A 15,368-nucleotide genomic window follows, 5' to 3' on the forward strand; every position below is an offset into this window, starting at 1 on the left:
GAGAAAGGAGCCGGACATGGACGAGCTGAAAGTCAGACAGATTGTAGATGATGAGCTGCTGAAAGGCACCGTGGTGTATGAGACCCTCCAGGAGGTGCCTGCGTGGGGCCGGGAGACCGTCAAGAAGCTGGTAGACAAGAATCTACCTGCGGGGTGACGAAAGCGGCCTGGGGCTTACCAGCGACCTGCTGCGGGTGCTGGTGATCAACGACCGGGCTGGTTTGTACGATCGGTGATTTTATCACTGGCATTTCCTTCGCTGTGTGGTATACTAAAGCCATCAAAGAGGAGGGAATGTTATGCAAAACGTGAAGATCAACAACCCGGAAGGGCTGCCAGACGAGATCATCCAAAAGGCCATTGCCATGATGGAGCAGGAGGAAGGGCGCAAGGTGGTGGAGATCTCCATCCGCACCACCGGAAACCCGGACGAATACGGCATCACGCCCGTTTTTGAAAAGATCCCCTTCCAGCGTGTCCGGCGCATTACCGGCTACCTGGTGGGGGACCTGAGCCGCTTCAACAACGGGAAGCTGGCAGAGGTGCATGATCGGGTGAAGCACAGCGTGTAAAAATTTCCCGAGTGATTTCCCGCACCAAAACCCCTGAAAACCCCGGAAAACCCAGCAACTGCGCTAAAGCAAACAGAGAAACAAGAATACGAAATCCCCCGAAAAACCCTTTGGTATCAAGGCTTTTCGGGGGATTTTTGTTGGCACGCCAGGAGGGACTCGAACCCCCAACCCTCAGAACCGGAATCTGATGCGCTATCCATTACGCCACTGGCGCGTGTGCCTTAATTGCCCAATCATTATAGCAAGGAATAGAGGAAAAGTAAAGAGGAATTTTGGGGAATGGAGAAAAGAATTTTTTTCTCTGGAAAAGGGGGAAAAAGTAGGCTGGGGACTTGCCCTTGCCCGGGCATCCATGATAGAGTATCCCTGTGAAAAAGCGGCACTGTGTACCAAACCATTGCACCATCGAAAGGAGACAATTATTGTGAGTTTTTCCTTCCAAGTTCCCACCAATCTGCTCTTCGGCCAGGGCGTCATCCAGAAGCTGCACAAGCAGCGCCTGCCCGGCAAGAAGGCCATGATCGTCATTTCCAGCGGTAAGTCCACCCGTGCCAACGGCTATCTGGACACCGTGCAGGACCAGCTGACCAAGGCTGGGGTCGAGTCCGTGGTGTTTGATAAGATCCTGCCCAACCCCGTGATCGCCAACGTTATGGACGGGGCAGAGTTTGCCCGCGCCAACGGCTGCGACTTCGTGGTGGGCCTGGGCGGCGGCAGCAGCATTGACGCAGCCAAGGCCATTGCCATCATGGCACCCAACGAGGGCAACTACTGGGATTACATCTACGGCGGCACCGGCGGCGGCAAGAAGATGAAGAACAACCCCCTGCCCATCGTGGCCATCCCTACCACCGCCGGCACCGGCACCGAGCTGGACGCCTGGACCATCGTGACCAACGAAGAGACCAACGAGAAGATGAGCGGCGGCAACAAGAAGACCTTCCCTGTGCTGTCCGTGGTGGACCCGGACTTTATGCTGTCCGTGCCCCCCAAGTTCACCGCCTTCCAGGGGTTTGACGCCCTCTTCCACTCCACCGAGTCCTACATCAATAACACCAACAACCTGATGCGTGACATGCTGGCCCTGAAGGCCATCGAGTGCGTGGGCCGCAACCTGGCCACCGCCTGCGCCGACGGCAAGAACGCCGCCGCCAGAGAGCAGGTCGCCTTCGGCAGCAGCATGTCCGGCATGGTGATGAGCGTGGACAACCTGTGTTCCGAGCACGCTCTGGAGCACCCCCTGTCCGCTTACCATTCCGAGATCGCCCACGGCGCCGGCCTCATCATGATCAGCCGGGCTTACTACACCCATATGGTGGAGAACTGCCCCGAGCTGGCCGAGCGGTTCATCCAGATGGCCAAGGCCATGGGCAAGGAAGACGCCAAGGAACCTATGGACTTCGTCACCGCTCTGGTTGACCTGCAGAAGGTCTGCGGCGTGGCCGACCTGAAGATGTCCGATTACGGCATCACCCCCGATGAGTTCCCCAAGTTTGCGGCCAACGCCCGCAGCACCATGGGCATCCTCTTCAAGATGGACCGCATCGCCCTGAGCGACGAGGATATCGTGAAGATCTATCAGGAGTCCTATCGCTAAGACTCATTTTTAACAAGAACTGAAAACGCGGCCCTGCTTCCCACCGGGAAGCAGGGCCGCATTTGTTTTACAAGGATTGGTTACTTCGTCAGGTCCTCCAGCCCGTAAGCGGAAAGAATCTCTTTGGCCCGGGCGATCCCTTCCGGGGGCAGCCGAAGGGGGATGCGGCCCTGGGTATCCTGAAGAAGCCCCTGGGCTTTCAGATCTTCCAGGGTGGAAAAGTCATAGCCTTTCCAGCAGCGGCGGCCGGCCGGGTCCTCCTGGTCAGCCAGAGAGGTGAGGTAGAGCGGGGCCAGGGTCAGGTCCTGGACCTGTTTGGGGGTTCTGTCCATAGAGCGCTCCTTTCCCGGAGAAAAACAGACCCGCCGGTCTCCCCTGGGAAAACCGGCGGGTTTTATGGATTTGGTTATGGGTTTTCCCGCTTATTCAGCGGCGGGCGGGACTTTGCTGCCGCACTGGTTGCAGAAGTTGGCGTTGGGTTCCAGCTGTGCGCCGCACTGGCCGCAGGTGGGGATGGGCTCCTCCTCCGGCGGCTCGACTTTTACGCCGCATACGGAACAGTAGTTTGCATTTTCTGCCAACTGGGCGCCGCACTGGGTGCAGACGGACAGAGGATCCACCTCCGAAGCAGCGCCGGTGTCTTCGGGCTGGCGGTTGTTGGCCTCAATGTCGGTTCTGGCCCGGATGATCACGTCTCTGGCGGCCTGAATGGAGGACTAGAGGGCCATGATCTCGTCGTCAAAGGTCTCACCGGCGTCCAAACGGTCCACCAGAAGCTCGCCCAGGTTCAGGGTGAATTCGGTGATCTTCCGTTCTTCGCTGCTGATCTTCAGGTTCAACTTGCCGTTTTCAATGGCGATGTTGGCTCTGCTGGTGGCGGTGATGGCCAGGGTGTTAAGCTTGTCGCGAAGTGCCATAAAATATTCCTCCTTTTTAGAAAGTAACGGTACGAGAGGGGAGAGCTTAGAAGTATGCCTTCATAGCCTCGGTAGCCAGCGCGATGTCGGCGCTGATGGTGATGGTGAACTTCACTTCGTTCATCTCGGAGAAGCGATCCAGCCACTGGAGGAACTCTTCCACCTCGGGGGAGTCGGGCTCGGAGGGGATGATCTTGCAGAGGCTGTCGATGAAGATATGGGTCAGGTCATAGTTGGAGGCATACATGCCGCTGATAAAACCCTTAAGGAACGTAAAGTTGTCGGCGGCGAAATCGCTGGATTCCACCAGGCGCACGTTGGGGCTTACGTCATAGACCAGCTTCTTGCCGGTTTCCACGCACACGACGTTGCCGCTTTCGTTTTCTGCGGCGTAGTTGATCATATCAATGAGCTGCTTGGTCTTTCCGCTTCCCTTCGCGCCCATAATCACTCTAACCATGATAATCACTCCTTATAAATCCAGAAAGATGGTTTCTGTTAATTTTATGTTACCATCCCACCGGGAAAATTGCAATGGAATTCACATATTTTTCAAAAATAGTTGGCCGGGCCGGGGCGGGGTTCAGCGGGAGAGCAGAGCGTCCCGATGGGCCTCGTGGCCGGGCTTTCCCAGCAGGGCGAACATGTTTTCCTTGTAGGCTTCCACCCCGGGCTGGTTAAAGGGGTTGAGGCCCAGCAGGTAGCCGGACAGGCCGCAGGCATACTCAAAAAAGTAGACCAGCTGGCCGGCCCAGTAGGGGGTGCGCTCGTCCACGGAGAGCAGGAGGTTGGGCACGCCCCCGTCCACGTGGGCCAGGGCGGTTCCCTTGCGGGCCTGCTCGTTGACGAACCGCAGATCTTTCCCCCGGAGGAAGTCCAGGCCGGACAGGTCGCCGGGGGTGGGGTCCAGCAGACAGGAGGAGAGGGGAACCACAAACCGGACGACGGTTTCAAAGAGGTTCCGGGTGCCCTCCTGGATGTACTGGCCCATAGAGTGGAGGTCGGCGGTAAACTCCACGCTGGCGGGGAAGACCCCCAGTCCTTCCTTGCCCTCGCTCTCGCCGAAGAGCTGCTTCCACCACTCGCCGAAGAAGCGGAAGGAGGGCTCGTAGCAGGCCAGGATCTCAATGGGCTTGCCGCTTTCGTAGAGGGCGTTCCGGGCGGCGGCGTACTGCCAGGCGGGGTTGTCCTGTCCGGGGGTGCGCAGCCGCACCATGGCGTCGGCGGCACCGGCCAGGATCTCCTTCACCCGCAGCCCGGCCACGGCCAGGGGCAGCAGGCCCGCAGGGGTGAGGACCGAGTACCGGCCGCCGATGTTGTTGGGGATGGAGAAGGTGGCGTAGCCCTCCTGGTTGGCCAGCTGGCGCAGGGTCCCCTCGTGGCGGTCGGTGGTGACGAAGATCCGGTCTCTGGCCCCGTCCCGTCCGTACTTTTCCTCCAGCAGCTGGCGGAAGAGCAGGAAGGCGATGGAGGGCTCCGTGGTGGAGCCGGACTTGGAGATGACGTTCACGGAGAAGTCTTTGTTGCGGACGTAGTCCAGCAGCTCCGTGAGGGTGTCGGGGGAGAGGGTATTGCCGGTAAAGAAGATCTGAGGGGTCTTTTTGCACAGCAGATTATAGTTGGGGGAGGTCAGCATTTCCAGCATGGCGCGGGCCCCCAGGTAAGAGCCGCCGATGCCGATGACCACCAGGACCTCAGACTGGCTCTGGATGATCTTGGCAGTGTGGAGGAGCCGGGACAATTCCTGCTGGTCATAGTTTTCCGGCAGGCGGACCCAGCCGGTGAACCCACCGCCCAGACCGGTGCCTTTCTCCAGGAGGTTTCTGGACTCGGTCAGGCCGTCCAAACGGGAGGAGAGCCAGTTATCCGGCAGAAAGGGGAGGGCGTTGGAAACATCAAATTGCAGCATGGTATCGATCCCTCCTGATGGGATGTAATAAAATGGGGATTAGTTTTTCAGGCTCTGCATGGGAGCGGGGATCCGTCCTCCCCGCTGGATGAAGGCTGCGCTGGAGAAGGGGTGGACGGGGATCACGGGGGCGGAGCCCAGCAGGCCGCCGAACTCTACGGTGTCGCCCACCTTCTTGCCGGGGGCGGGGATGAGACGGACGGCGGTGGTCTTGGAGTTCACCATGCCGATGGCCGCTTCGTCTGCGATGATGGCAGAGATGGTCTCGGCGGGGGTGTCGCCGGGCACGGCGATCATATCCAGACCCACAGAGCATACGCAGGTCATGGCTTCCAGCTTATCCAGCTGGAGTGCGCCCTTCTGGGCGGCGGCGATCATGCCTTCATCTTCACTCACGGGGATGAAAGCGCCGGAGAGGCCGCCAACGTGGTTGGAGGCCATGACGCCGCCCTTCTTCACTGCGTCGTTGAGCATGGCCAGGGCAGCGGTGGTGCCGTGGGTGCCGCAGATCTCCAGACCCATTTCCTCCAGGATGCGGGCCACGGAGTCGCCGATGGCGGGGGTGGGGGCCAGGGAGAGGTCTACGATGCCGAAGGGGACCTCCAGACGGGAGGAGGCCTCCCGGGCCACCAGCTGACCCATACGGGTGATGCGGAAGGCGGTCTTCTTGATGGTCTCTGCCACCACGTCAAAGGGCTCGCCCTTCACCTGGGTGAGCGCATGGTGGACCACGCCCGGGCCGGAGATGCCCACGTTGATGACGCACTCCGGCTCACCGGCACCGTGGAAAGCGCCGGCCATGAAGGGGTTGTCCTCTACGGCGTTGGCAAAGACCACAAGCTTGGCGCAGCCGAAGCCGCCGGTGCTGGCGGTGAGTTCAGCGGTCTTTTTGATGACCCGGCCCATCTCGGCCACGGCGTCCATGTTGATGCCTGCCTTGGTGGAGCCCACGTTCACAGAGGAGCACACCAGGTCGGTGGTGGCCAGGGCCTCGGGGATGGAGGTGATGAGCTTCCGGTCAGAGAGGGAGAAGCCCTTCTGCACCAGAGCGGAGAAGCCGCCGATGAAGTCGATGCCGCAGGTCTTGGCGGCTCTGTCCAGGGCAGCGGCGAAAGGGACGTAGTCCTGGCAGTCGCTGGCGGAGGCCACCAGGGAGATGGGGGTGACGGAGACCCGTTTGTTTACGATGGGAATGCCGAACTCCTTCTCAATGGCCTCACCGGTGGAGACCAGGTTCTGTGCCCGGCGGCAGATCTTGTCGTAGATCTTCTGACAGGCGGTGTCCCGGTTGGGGTCGGCGCAGTCCAGCAGCGAGATGCCCATGGTGATGGTGCGAATGTCCAGATGCTGCTGGTCGAACATGTTGATCGTTTGCAGAATTTCGGAAGAATTGATCATACGTTACCGCCTCCCTGCTCAGATCCGGTGCATAGCATGGAAGGTGTCCTCCCGCTGAGCGCGGATGGCCATTCCCATCTCCTCGCCCAGAGTGGCCATCTTGTCAGCCAGGTCGCCGAAGGGCAGCTGAGAAGCCCCGGCGTCCACCAGCATGACCATGGTGAAGAAGTCGGGGGGGAGGATGGTCTGGGTGATGTCCAGGATGTTGACGTTCTGCTTGGCCAGCTCCTGGGTGACGGTGGCAATGATGCCCACCTGGTCCTTGCCGGCGACGGTGATAACTGCTCGCATAGTGGTGTACCTCTCTTTTATCCGTTAGTAATTTATAATTGTATCCCTGCCATCGAGCGGCAGGGGTTACAGTTACGGCTGCAGTTCGTCCAGGGTGAGAAGAAACGCAGGGAGGAACTGGTCGATGAAGTAGTCCAGTTCCGGCAGGCCGAAGCTGCGCAGGGCCTCCAGGGTCTGCTGGGCGGCAGACTGGAACTCCAGGTTCCCGGCCTTCAGCTCTTCCTGGCACTTGAGATAGGCGGAGAGTTTGTCCGCGGCCTTGACCAGGGACAGGATCTCCGGATCGGTCTCCGTAAGCAGCCGCTGAAACTCCGGCTGCATCTCCGGGGGGAGCATGGCAGCCAGCCGGGCAGCGGCGCTGGTCTCCACGGCCTTGTAGGCGTCCCGGATGGCGGGGTTGGCGTACTTGACCGGAGTGGGCAGGTCGCCGGTGAAGATCTCCGGGGCGTCGTGGTAGAGGGCCACTGTGGCCACATACCCGGGGTCCACGGTCCCGCCGAACTGGTCCCGCCGGATGACTGCCAGGGCGTGGGCCAGAACGGCTACCATGTGGGAATGTTCCTGCACGTTTTCCTGGAAGGTGTTGCGCATGAGGCCCCAGCGGCCGATGTAGCGCAGGCGGGAGATATAAGCGAAAAAGGGATAGGCCATAAAAACTCCATAAAAAAATCGTAGATTTTACGGTGGGGATATGGTAGAGTAAACAAGGACTCCCCGGAGTTCCGTAAAGAATACCAATTATTATACCAGATGACACGACAAAAAGGAAGAACTTTTGACGGGATAGGAGGGGCTGTATGCGAGTTGCCCTGCACACCCTCGGGTGTAAAGTAAATCAGTATGAGAGTCAGGCCATGGAGGAGATCCTGCTGGCCCGGGGCCATACGCTGGTGCCCTTCCACCAGGAGGCGGACTGCTACATTATTAACAGCTGTACGGTGACCGCCGTCAGCGACAAGAAGTCCCGGCAGGCGGTCCGGCAGGCCCGGAAGCGGGCGCCGGAGTCGCTGGTGGCCCTGTGCGGATGCTATCCCCAGGTCTCCCCGGAGCAGGCCAAGGAGCTGGACGTGGACCTTATCGGCGGCAGCGGGGACCGGATGGGGTTCCTGGATCTGCTGGAGAGCCTGTCCGGAGGAGGAACGACCATGGCGCTGGACGAGGCCTTCCACCGTCGTGCCTTTGAGGAACTGCCCCCCGGGGGCCTGGAAGGACGGACCCGGGCCATGCTGAAGGTCCAGGACGGCTGCACCAACTTCTGCGCCTACTGCATCATTCCCTATGCTCGTGGGCCGGTGCGTTCTCTGCCCTTGGACCGGGCGGTGGCCGCCGCCCGGAGTCTGGAGGAAAAGGGATACCGGGAGCTGGTGCTGACGGGCATCGAGCTGTGCTCCTATGGCCGGGACCTGGAGGGCAGACCAACCCCCACCGACCTGATCGAGGCCGTGTGCTGGGCGGTCCCAGGGATGCGGGTGCGGCTGGGGTCTTTAGAGCCCCGGACCGTGACCGAGGACTTTTGCCGCCGCCTGTCCGCTTTGCCCAACCTATGTCCCCACTTCCATCTGTCCATGCAGAGCGGCTGCGACGAGACGCTGGCCCGGATGCGGCGGAAGTATGACACCCAGCGGTATTTTCAGTCAGTGACCCTGCTGCGGCAGTTCTTTGACCAGCCGGGCATCACCACAGATATGATCGTGGGCTTTCCTGGAGAGACCCAAGAGGAGTTCCAGACCACCCTGGAGTTTATCAGGCGCTGTGCCTTTTCCCATATGCACATCTTTCCCTATTCCCGGCGGCAGGGGACTCCGGCGGCCTCCATGCCCGACCAGGTGCCTAACGTCGTCAAGGCCCAGCGGACCCACGAGGGAGCCCAGGTGGCGGAGGCCATGCAGCGGGCCTGGCTCACCAGCTGGGTGGGCAAGACGATCCCAGCCCTCTTTGAGGAGGAGAAGGACGGCTTCTGGCGGGGATACACACCCCAGTACGCAGAAGTGCGGGTGAAGGGGACCGACCTGCACAATACCCTGCGGGAGGTGACGATCACCGCCGCTGGCGGCGACGGCCTGTACGGTACCATTGTATAGCATTATTATCAAGATAAGAAATCAGAGGCTTTGTAGCCACAGACTCTGCGACCACGGGGGTGGTTGTTTTTCTGGCGTATATGGGAGCGCTTGTCTCAGTGGAGGGGCCAATGGGAATTGTTAAAACGAAAAGGAAATGCAAGTATATTACACGGTTTCGTATTTGACAGGTATAAAATTGGGCTTGCCAGTTTCAAGTTTGAGAACGATGGGCGGTATTGTGATAGAATGAATAGATAGAATGCCTATGTACATCCGTGTTGAGATTCCTTATAATAAGGCCAAAAGAAAGCGATCTACCCCCCTCCGGGGCGGTGGAGGAGGGGGAGTAGCGATGAGCAAAGCAGACCAGCTGTTTATTGAAAACTGTAAGGACATCCTGTCCAAAGGAGTGTGGGATACCGACCAGTCGGTGCGCCCCCATTGGGAGGATGGGGCACCGGCTCATACCGTGAAGAAGTTCGGGATTGTGAACCGGTATGACCTTCGGGAAGAGTTTCCCATTCAGACCATTCGGAAGATGTATTTAAAGAGCGCTGTGGACGAGCTGCTGTGGATCTGGCAGAAGAAGTCCAACAGCGTGGGTGAGCTCTCTACGGGGATCTGGGACGCCTGGGCCGATGAGACCGGCTCCATCGGCAAGGCCTATGGGTACCAGCTGGGGATCAAGCACGAGTATCCGGAAGGGGAGATGGACCAGGTGGACCGGGTGCTTTACGACTTGAAGCATAACCCGGCCTCCCGACGGATCCTCACCAATCTGTACAACCACCATGACCTGAGTGAAATGGCCCTGTATCCTTGCGCCTGGTCCATGACCTTTAACGTCAGCGGCAAGACCTTGAACGCGGTGCTCAACCAGCGCTCTCAGGATATGCTCACCGCCAACGGATGGAACGTGATGCAGTACGCAGTGCTGGTGCACATGCTGGCCCAGGTATCCGGGCTGAAGGCGGGGCAACTCATCCATGTGATCGCCGATGCCCATATCTACGATCGTCACGTTCCTCTGGTGGAAGAGATCATTGCCCGGACACCGTATGAGGCCCCCCAATTTTCTCTGGACCCGTCGGTGACGGATTTCTACGCCTTCACCCCGGACAGCGTGAAGCTGAAAGGGTATCAGTGCCATCCCCTGGACGAGAAAATCCCGGTGGCCATCTAAGGAGGGAAAAGGATGTATCTCATTGTAGCCGTGGACGCAAACTGGGCCATCGGGAAGGGTGGCGACCAGCTCTGCTACATCCCTGCGGACCTAAAGCGGTTTCAGCAGCTCACCACCGGACATCCGGTGCTTCTGGGGCGGAAGACCCTGCAAACCTTTCCGGGAGGCCGGCCCCTGAAGAACCGGCGAAACCTCATCCTGTCCAGTCGTCCGGACTTTGCGCCGGAGGGGGGAGAGGTTTTCCCCACCCTGGAGGCGGCCCTCGCCCAGGCAGGAGAGGATACCTTTGTGATTGGCGGGGAGAGCATATACCGCCAGACCCTGGACCAGTGCCAGGTGGCTTATGTGACTAGAATCCACCACGCCTTCCCGGGTGCGGACACCTTTTTCCCCGACCTGGACCAGGACCCGGCCTGGGGAGTGGTGGAGAAAGCGGGGCCCTTCTCCTACCAGGACCTGACCTATTCCTATGTGACCTACCGCAGACTATGAAAAAAGGGACGACATAAGACAAGCCCGCACAAGGTAAACGTTGAGAAGTATTGCTTAGAGCAATGCAAACACCCACGGGGCGCACCGAATTCGGTGCGCCCCGTGGGTGTTATTGAGTCTGAAATTCTCTAATAGATATGCTCGATGTCAGTTCTCGTACCGCGTCCAGTCGGGCGCAGTCTTCAGCTTCGTCCACGTCTCATAGTTGCCAGCCTTGTGCTTAAAGTCGTGGCTGTTGGTGGCCTCCTGCACTGCCAGATAGAACCAGTCGCCGGGGTTGCAGTCCGGCCAGACGTTCATGCCGGGCAGCAAGTCGCTGGTATCCTCCGGGATACGGTTCAGCATACGATTGATCATGGTCATCGCCTGTGCGCGGGTGATGTAGGCATCGGGACGGAAGGTCCCGTCCTCAAAGCCCTTGATCCAACCCAGCTCTGCGGCGCGCTGGATATATTTTTCCGCCCAGTGACCGCTGATGTCGGAGAAGGTCTGAGTGCCGCTGGCGGTGCCGGTATCGAAACGGGCGCAGATGGCGGCAAACTCCGCGCGTGTGATGGAAGCGTTGGGGTCAAAGACGGCAGTGCTGCGGCCCTGCACGATGCCCAACCCGGTCATGGTGGAGATGGCTGTATTGGCCCAATAGCTGTTCGTCACGTCGGTGTAGGTGTTGCTGGTCAGCAGATTGCCATCACGCACATTGTCTTTCAGCAAACGGAAGAAGATAGTAGCTGTCTCTGCCCGTGTGATTAAACCATCCGGTCGGACGGAACCGTCCTGATAGCCGATAACATAGGCAAAGTGGTCATCGCCATTCAGCAGTGCGGGCGTGGAGCTTCGATAGTTGCGAACCGTCTCTGCATTCCTCTTCACCTCATATTCATTCGTCTTCAGGTCACTCTTTTTAATGCCGACCGTATCGCTGTTCGCAACATAGCCCTCGGGAGCGGTCAGCTCCTGATAATAGAGGTTGCTCCTTGAGCTGATCTTTCGATAGTCGCTTTCATCAACGCGGAACATTGCGATGCCGTTGCGGTTGGATGTGGCAGTCGCGATCTGCTTGCCGTCCAGATACAGACCGAACTTAGCGCCGTTCAGGGGATGTCTGTCCTGCGCATCTACTTTCTTAATGGCGAAATAATGGGCCGTGGGGCTGCCGCCGCCATTGGAAATCTTGTAGGAAACAGTAGGGCTCTCAAAATCGAGAGGTTCGCCGACGTTCCCCACAGAGTCTACAGGCGTCAACCTTGCGTATGTATTGGTAGGAACCGTGTATGTGCCGGCATTCGTCGCCGGGGCTACTAGCTTCACTTTGTAGGAAAGCTGAACCGGAGCGAAGTTGGACACGTTTTCGTTGATGGTCCAAGTAAAGCTGTCATCATCTTTCTGATAGACAACTTTAAATCGGTAATTTGTTTCGCTTGCTTCTATTGCGGAAAGATTTTCAGTATCGCCGAAGTAGTAGGTATCGCGATCTTGCTTCACCGGGAGTTCTGTTCCGTTAACGGTCAGCTTAAAGGTTCCGGTAACAAGGTCAAACTCGCTTCCCATCTTATCCTCAACTTCGGATCCCACGCTCACGGCATAGAGAATGTCGTTCTGTATCGTGTTGAAGTCCACTGTATTTCCGCCGGCAAGCATATTCATAAAAGCAGTGCCGAACTTATACGTGTCATTACTAAGCACCGAATAGCAAGTATAGCCTGCGTTCTGAGCGTCAATATAAACCTTTTCCGTAAGATACAGCGCCTTTTCCACGTTGGAAACGCAATTCAGCTTAGTCATCCGACCTTCCGTGTCGTTGGCCATACCATTGTATTCATAGTCAAACTTAGGATCATCGAGTTCAGTGTTGATGCGCGTCTTTATGTCTGTCATCCAGCCCTCAATTGAACCCATAGGGACAAAGGGACTGTTCAGTATTGTAGAATACTGCAGCTTAACTTCTGTCAGTGTGCCGGTGGTAGGGTCCCCCCCAATTCCTTATTGAAGTTGCGGGTGTAAGCCTTTGAAAAATCGTTTTCCTTGCAGAACTGATAAGTTACACCGTCACTGACGAGAATTAGATACTTGCGAGCTGCGTCTACACTCGTATCATTATCAAGCAGCTGCTTTCCTGCCAACATGCCGGCATGCGTATTTGATCCGCTTGCGATCGTCGTTTCAATCCCGGCTTTGACCGCATTATATCCCTCGTCTGTTGAGATATCAGTAAGCTGTGCGGATACGGTAGCGGTTTTATTGAAAACCACAACGCCTACCTTGACTGTCGCGCCGGTTTCATTCACCTGCTCCTTAATCTTAGAGAGCATGGTAAGTGCATCGCCTTTCAAGTCGGTACTGGTAGACTTGTCCAGCACGAATACGATATCACTGCTGAGTTTTTCCTCTGCGCTGGGAAGAGAAAGCGTGACTGTAGATTCATTATTTTTATTCAGTTCGGTTGCCGTCTTGGAACGGGAAACATCCCAGTTATAGGTGGAGCTTTCTTCCGACCAGCCGCAGTATTTACAGGTTTTGGTGGTAATGGTACGCTTGCCCTGCGTCGTTGTATTTGTGGTGAACGCATTGTCTATGTAGCCGTCGGTATAGAGCTTGGAGCCATCATTGGCGGCTATGTTGTGATTGACCATTTTGCCATCTTGCCAGACGGTCTTGCCGTCAATCGTAACGGTAGTCTTGCCGGTATTGCCGTTGCCGTACTTCATGTTGAACTCAAACAGCTTGGAGCACGTCGCCTCAGCGGTAGTCTTCTTCGCTCCATTCTTTGCTACGCTGGCATGGCTGCCATCTGTTGCCGCGATTCCGTCAGCTTTGATGCCAGTGACCGTATTGGTCCCGGTAAAGTTGACCGTAAACCCTTGAGCAAGTGAGTCGTTAATGTTCATGACACTCAGGCTATCGGAATTAGAAGAGTTGACCGTGCAGTTTTTAAAGTTGATGGTGGTTGATCCGTGTTGTCCCTCGTTATAAACGTTGAGAACCTTACCGGCAGAATTGAAAGTGCAGTTGTTAAAGGTATATTCACTGCCTGTCCAAGTCCACAGAGAATACTCCATAGCATCAATTCCGGATTCCGCTGTACCGGGGGCGTTGAAAGTAACGTTATTGAATGTCGTCGTCGAATAGCCCCAATAGGCAGCCAGTCCATTGAATACGCAATTTTCTAATGTAATATTTTGAATATATGCCAAGCCCTGCAGATATTTAGCTTGTTTGCTGCCGTCCTTATACACACTGCCGACAACCGTCATATTCTTAAAAGTAATTGATTTACTTTCTTTAAAACTGTAATCGCAATTTTTATCGACGACGTAAGGTTCTTCCGGGCCCTGAATATTCCACGTTGTTTTATCAGGACTAGCACCGACAAATGTCAGGGTCTTCCCCGCTCCTTTGCCCACTACAGTCGGATTTTTATCATTACCGCTGTAGGTACCCTCTCCGAGATAGATGGTATCGCCATCGCTTGCGGCCTCCATAGCATCATCAAGGGTGGTATACTCGGTTCCGTTCAATACCGCCCCGTTTCGCGGCACGTTGATTGTGGGTGTGTCGCCATCCGGCTCTTCCGCCAGTGCGGTTCCGGGAAATAATCCAAGCACCAGCACAAGAGCCATTATGCATGACAAAACTTTTTGCTTCATAAAGATTCCTCCTAAATAAAAACCCTTATATATAATAGTGGTCCCAAGTACGGATCCACTGGGCTTTCATTGGAGTGCGTTTTTTGACTGCGGCTCGGCAGATGCTTTGTTGTGGGGATTGGCAGGACAGGACAAACGCTGGGGTATGTAGAACCGGCTTGTCAGAAACGCCAAAGGTCTCAGTTCTCTTCGGTTTTTTTATTATGAATTTATTATATCATGGGATGTTTCCCGAGGCAAGAGCCAGTTGGGCGGAATCTGCACTTCTTTGAAGGAAGAAGGATATACTGAGGCCATGGATCGGCGGAACAGTGCCAGGATAGGCCCACCGTCAGAGGGAGGGACCCAAGGAAAGAATGACTTCCTGCTATTTAACGAAATCATCTATCATATTCACACCTGTGAGAGCTTGGATTAGCGCAAGCGCACCATGCTGGCACAGATTAAGTTCATTGTGCCCTAAACTTACTATAGCACCCGAGCGGACGGGGTGGTTACAGACCGGGAGGCGTTCTATCTCCGTGCGTTGCCCACCATGCAAACTATGCTGGGAGGACACATCATGGAGGAACTGGTGGAGACCTACCGACTGACCCGGCGGGAGGAGGAGACCTGGGGATGATCCTCCGGGACATGAACAACGAAGAAATCGTAGCGCAGCTGTCCATCAGGCAGAACACCCTGCTCAAGCATCTGCAGAACCTCTGCCGCGAGAGCGGGGTGTTCTCCCGGTGGAATCTGCGGAAGCTGCGAGGTTCATGAAAGAACCGGCACGACAAAACTGCCGCGCCGGCCCCTGTATTCCTCATCTGGGAGGGAGGATCTCCAGAATGTGCCCATCGGGGTCTTTGATGAAGTAGATCCCGGAGGGGAGCTCGTCAAACACCAGGCCCATGGACTGATGCTTCTCTTTCAGTTCAAGAAAATCCTCCGCCAACAGGGCAATGTGGGGACAGTCGTCCCCCAGGGTGTAGGGCTGGGTCCGCCCGGTTTCCCGGCACAGTTCCAGCTGGAAGCCAGTCTTTCCGTCCTCCAAAAAGGTGAGGGCCCAGCCCTGGTCTGGCATGTCCAGCTCCCGCTGGATGGTCAGACCCAGGGCGTCCCGGTAGAAGGAGACACTGCGCTGGGTGTCCAGAACACGGATACAAACGTGGTTTAAGGTGGTCATAGGTCAGGTACCTCCGGTATGAATATAAAGATGTTGAACCTATTTTACTACCACCGGGGGAGGGGATGCAATGGTCCTCATCCGGGAAAAAGAGAAAATACCCTATGCAAAGCGGGAGAAATAGGGTATGA

18 protein-coding genes and 1 tRNA gene are annotated in these 15,368 nt (G+C 56.8%); 7 read left to right on the top strand and 12 right to left on the bottom strand.

All coding sequences use genetic code 11. From position 1 onward, the window contains the following. Nucleotides 1-299: 299 nt before the first annotated feature. Nucleotides 300-572: an anaerobic ribonucleoside-triphosphate reductase gene (gene nrdD, locus SOR61_RS01530; RefSeq protein ID WP_320610937.1), complete on the top strand. Its 273-nt coding sequence runs from the start codon at nt 300-302 to the stop codon at nt 570-572. Nucleotides 573-713: 141 nt separating this feature from the next. On the opposite strand, the gene SOR61_RS01535 is transcribed toward nrdD, so the two are convergent. Next, nucleotides 714-789 (bottom strand) — tRNA-Arg (locus SOR61_RS01535). A 210-nt stretch (nt 790-999) separates the two neighbouring features. Between SOR61_RS01535 and SOR61_RS01540 the strand changes: the two genes are divergently transcribed. Continuing rightward, on the top strand, nt 1,000-2,172 hold the full coding sequence (locus SOR61_RS01540) for an iron-containing alcohol dehydrogenase (RefSeq protein ID WP_320610938.1): 1,173 nt from the start codon (nt 1,000-1,002) through the stop codon (nt 2,170-2,172). 80 nt (nt 2,173-2,252) lie between these two features. Here SOR61_RS01540 and SOR61_RS01545 read toward each other — a convergent pair whose 3' ends face one another. The 8 genes from SOR61_RS01545 to yfbR form a co-directional block, all read right to left on the bottom strand. Then, nucleotides 2,253-2,504 carry a DUF6429 family protein gene (locus tag SOR61_RS01545; RefSeq protein ID WP_320610939.1) on the bottom strand — a complete coding sequence of 84 codons (252 nt, stop codon included), beginning with the start codon at nt 2,502-2,504 and terminating at the stop codon, nt 2,253-2,255. Nucleotides 2,505-2,594: 90 nt separating this feature from the next. After that, nucleotides 2,595-2,864 (bottom strand): zinc ribbon domain-containing protein, encoded by a 270-nt coding sequence (locus SOR61_RS01550; protein ID WP_320610940.1) that lies wholly within the window; start codon nt 2,862-2,864, stop codon nt 2,595-2,597. 24 nt (nt 2,865-2,888) lie between these two features. Next, nucleotides 2,889-3,089, bottom strand: a complete 201-nt coding sequence (locus tag SOR61_RS01555) for a hypothetical protein (RefSeq protein ID WP_320610941.1) — start codon at nt 3,087-3,089, stop codon at nt 2,889-2,891. A 46-nt stretch (nt 3,090-3,135) separates the two neighbouring features. Beyond that, nucleotides 3,136-3,549 carry a hypothetical protein gene (locus tag SOR61_RS01560; protein WP_320610942.1) on the bottom strand — a complete coding sequence of 138 codons (414 nt, stop codon included), beginning with the start codon at nt 3,547-3,549 and terminating at the stop codon, nt 3,136-3,138. A 123-nt stretch (nt 3,550-3,672) separates the two neighbouring features. Further along, nucleotides 3,673-4,998 (bottom strand): glucose-6-phosphate isomerase, encoded by a 1,326-nt coding sequence (locus SOR61_RS01565; RefSeq protein WP_320610943.1) that lies wholly within the window; start codon nt 4,996-4,998, stop codon nt 3,673-3,675. A 39-nt stretch (nt 4,999-5,037) separates the two neighbouring features. After that, complete coding sequence (locus SOR61_RS01570; RefSeq protein WP_407066490.1) at nt 5,038-6,393, bottom strand: PFL family protein; 1,356 nt, start codon at nt 6,391-6,393, stop codon at nt 5,038-5,040. Nucleotides 6,394-6,414: 21 nt separating this feature from the next. Continuing rightward, nucleotides 6,415-6,687, bottom strand: a complete 273-nt coding sequence (locus SOR61_RS01575; RefSeq protein WP_320610945.1) for an ACT domain-containing protein — start codon at nt 6,685-6,687, stop codon at nt 6,415-6,417. Nucleotides 6,688-6,759: 72 nt separating this feature from the next. Beyond that, nucleotides 6,760-7,338, bottom strand: a complete 579-nt coding sequence (gene yfbR / locus SOR61_RS01580) for a 5'-deoxynucleotidase (RefSeq protein WP_320610946.1) — start codon at nt 7,336-7,338, stop codon at nt 6,760-6,762. Between the two features lie 146 nt (nt 7,339-7,484). Here yfbR and mtaB point away from each other — a divergent pair, with 146 nt between their 5' ends. From mtaB to SOR61_RS01595, 3 genes are all read left to right on the top strand, one after another. Further along, on the top strand, nt 7,485-8,768 hold the full coding sequence (gene mtaB / locus SOR61_RS01585) for a tRNA (N(6)-L-threonylcarbamoyladenosine(37)-C(2))-methylthiotransferase MtaB (RefSeq protein ID WP_320610947.1): 1,284 nt from the start codon (nt 7,485-7,487) through the stop codon (nt 8,766-8,768). 334 nt (nt 8,769-9,102) lie between these two features. Then, on the top strand, nt 9,103-9,933 hold the full coding sequence (gene thyA / locus SOR61_RS01590; RefSeq protein ID WP_320610948.1) for a thymidylate synthase: 831 nt from the start codon (nt 9,103-9,105) through the stop codon (nt 9,931-9,933). A 12-nt stretch (nt 9,934-9,945) separates the two neighbouring features. Then, nucleotides 9,946-10,425, top strand: a complete 480-nt coding sequence (locus SOR61_RS01595) for a dihydrofolate reductase (RefSeq protein WP_320610949.1) — start codon at nt 9,946-9,948, stop codon at nt 10,423-10,425. A 147-nt stretch (nt 10,426-10,572) separates the two neighbouring features. Here SOR61_RS01595 and SOR61_RS01600 read toward each other — a convergent pair whose 3' ends face one another. Continuing rightward, the gene (locus tag SOR61_RS01600) at nt 10,573-12,300 is read right to left on the bottom strand and encodes an S-layer homology domain-containing protein (protein ID WP_320610950.1); all 1,728 of its coding nucleotides are present in this window, start codon (nt 12,298-12,300) and stop codon (nt 10,573-10,575) included. Between the two features lie 71 nt (nt 12,301-12,371). Beyond that, nucleotides 12,372-14,069, bottom strand: a complete 1,698-nt coding sequence (locus tag SOR61_RS01605; RefSeq protein ID WP_320610951.1) for a vWA domain-containing protein — start codon at nt 14,067-14,069, stop codon at nt 12,372-12,374. A 490-nt stretch (nt 14,070-14,559) separates the two neighbouring features. Between SOR61_RS01605 and SOR61_RS01610 the strand changes: the two genes are divergently transcribed. Both SOR61_RS01610 and SOR61_RS01615 read left to right on the top strand, forming a co-directional pair. Next, nucleotides 14,560-14,691 carry a hypothetical protein gene (locus SOR61_RS01610; protein WP_320610952.1) on the top strand — a complete coding sequence of 44 codons (132 nt, stop codon included), beginning with the start codon at nt 14,560-14,562 and terminating at the stop codon, nt 14,689-14,691. Next, the gene (locus tag SOR61_RS01615) at nt 14,688-14,831 is read left to right on the top strand and encodes a hypothetical protein (RefSeq protein WP_320610953.1); all 144 of its coding nucleotides are present in this window, start codon (nt 14,688-14,690) and stop codon (nt 14,829-14,831) included. Before SOR61_RS01610 ends, SOR61_RS01615 begins: the two co-directional genes overlap by 4 nt. 43 nt (nt 14,832-14,874) lie before the next feature. Here SOR61_RS01615 and SOR61_RS01620 read toward each other — a convergent pair whose 3' ends face one another. Continuing rightward, nucleotides 14,875-15,237: a VOC family protein gene (locus tag SOR61_RS01620; protein WP_320610954.1), complete on the bottom strand. Its 363-nt coding sequence runs from the start codon at nt 15,235-15,237 to the stop codon at nt 14,875-14,877. Between the last annotated feature and the right edge of the window lie 131 nt (nt 15,238-15,368).

The organism is Evtepia sp., assembly GCF_034090835.1.
Classification (GTDB): Bacteria; Bacillota; Clostridia; order Oscillospirales; family Oscillospiraceae; genus Evtepia.

Bases quoted from the DNA above. Each gene is read 5' to 3' on its own strand.
- SOR61_RS01595 (WP_320610949.1), top strand. From the start codon at position 9,946: ATGTATCTCATTGTAGCCGTGGACGCAAACTGGGCCATCGGGAAGGGT.
- mtaB (WP_320610947.1), top strand. From the start codon at position 7,485: ATGCGAGTTGCCCTGCACACCCTCGGGTGTAAAGTAAATCAGTATGAG.
- SOR61_RS01615 (WP_320610953.1), top strand. From the start codon at position 14,688: ATGATCCTCCGGGACATGAACAACGAAGAAATCGTAGCGCAGCTGTCC.
- SOR61_RS01605 (WP_320610951.1), bottom strand. From the start codon at position 14,069: ATGAAGCAAAAAGTTTTGTCATGCATAATGGCTCTTGTGCTGGTGCTT.
- SOR61_RS01565 (WP_320610943.1), bottom strand. From the start codon at position 4,998: ATGCTGCAATTTGATGTTTCCAACGCCCTCCCCTTTCTGCCGGATAAC.
- nrdD (WP_320610937.1), top strand. From the start codon at position 300: ATGCAAAACGTGAAGATCAACAACCCGGAAGGGCTGCCAGACGAGATC.
- yfbR (WP_320610946.1), bottom strand. From the start codon at position 7,338: ATGGCCTATCCCTTTTTCGCTTATATCTCCCGCCTGCGCTACATCGGC.
- SOR61_RS01620 (WP_320610954.1), bottom strand. From the start codon at position 15,237: ATGACCACCTTAAACCACGTTTGTATCCGTGTTCTGGACACCCAGCGC.
- SOR61_RS01600 (WP_320610950.1), bottom strand. From the start codon at position 12,300: ATGACAGACATAAAGACGCGCATCAACACTGAACTCGATGATCCTAAG.
- SOR61_RS01555 (WP_320610941.1), bottom strand. From the start codon at position 3,089: ATGGCACTTCGCGACAAGCTTAACACCCTGGCCATCACCGCCACCAGC.
- thyA (WP_320610948.1), top strand. From the start codon at position 9,103: ATGAGCAAAGCAGACCAGCTGTTTATTGAAAACTGTAAGGACATCCTG.
- SOR61_RS01560 (WP_320610942.1), bottom strand. From the start codon at position 3,549: ATGGTTAGAGTGATTATGGGCGCGAAGGGAAGCGGAAAGACCAAGCAG.
- SOR61_RS01545 (WP_320610939.1), bottom strand. From the start codon at position 2,504: ATGGACAGAACCCCCAAACAGGTCCAGGACCTGACCCTGGCCCCGCTC.
- SOR61_RS01575 (WP_320610945.1), bottom strand. From the start codon at position 6,687: ATGCGAGCAGTTATCACCGTCGCCGGCAAGGACCAGGTGGGCATCATT.